The sequence below is a fragment of the Nocardioides gansuensis genome (genome assembly GCF_003076135.1).
In the GTDB taxonomy this organism is placed as follows: domain Bacteria; phylum Actinomycetota; class Actinomycetes; order Propionibacteriales; family Nocardioidaceae; genus Nocardioides; species Nocardioides gansuensis.
In genome coordinates this window covers 1-1,004 of record NZ_QDGZ01000027.1, presented here as the reverse complement: position 1 = coordinate 1,004, position 1,004 = coordinate 1, and the positions used below count along the sequence as shown (strand labels likewise).

General features: G+C 66.4%; 1 protein-coding gene. It reads right to left on the bottom strand.

Translation table 11 applies throughout. The features are described from left to right. Window positions 1–297 precede the first annotated feature (297 nt). The coding region (locus DDE18_RS22455; protein WP_342748985.1) for a TetR-type transcription factor C-terminal domain-containing protein at window positions 298–1,004 on the bottom strand (707 nt) is incomplete at its 5' end.

Here is a 1,004-nt window from a genome sequence, read left to right as displayed (position 1 = left end):
CCTCGGTGGCCCGTGCCCCGTTGGCGATCGAGAAGGGGATCCGTGCGACGGGGTCGGGATGCGGCGCGATGCCGCGACGCGCGAGGGCGTCCCGAAACCCCGCCAGTCGCTTCGATCCGGTGCTGGTGGTCTCCGGGCATGGCTCCCGAGGCGATTGCGTCGAGCATGAACCTCGACGCGCGATCGGGCAGACGCGTTCACCGCGGATTGGCCGCAGCCGTCTACCTGACCTCGACTGCCGCTGACTACGTCGTTTGGGGAAGACAGGTCCTAGGACACTGTGATCGCGGGGTTGGGTCAGAGGTTGCGGGCGCCGACGATCCGCAGGGCCATGTTCGCGTACCCGTCGGCAAGGTCTTCTGGTTTCCACAAGGTGTCCTCGCGATACCAGCGCGCCAGGTCGATGCCCATCGAGAGCAGGGCCGCGGAGGCCATGCGGGGGTCCGGGGTCTGGAAATCCCCGGTGGCGACACCGGAATCGACCAGGTCGCGGAGCTCGGCCTCGATCTCATGCCGAAGCTTGCGGACCTCTACGAGGTGTTCGGGGCTGAGCGAGGTGAGCTCGTAGTTGACGATGCGCGCCTCGGTGTGGCGTTCCGTGTGATGCATCGCGAAGGCGTGAACCACGCGGTGCAACTGTTCGGCCGGAGTGCCGCCCCACGCGATGGCCTCTCGCATCCGCATGAGCACCCGCTCATGACCGGCGCGAGAGATCAGATACAGCAGCTCCTCCTTTGACCGGTGGTGCATGTAGAGCGCGGCTGGGCTCATCCCGGCCGCGGCGGCGATGTCGCGTGTCGTCGTGGCGTGGAAGCCTTTTTCCGCGAAGGCCGCGACCGCAGCCTCGAGAAGCCGGCCCCGAGTTGCCTCCGCCCGCGAGGTGTTCGCGTCGTCTGTGGTCTCTGTCATCGAGAGCCATCCTTCCACTCGGCTGGATTGGTTGATGTGGTCGTCGCTGGAGGTGTTGACGTGCCCCTCGTCACATGTCACCATGACGACATCGA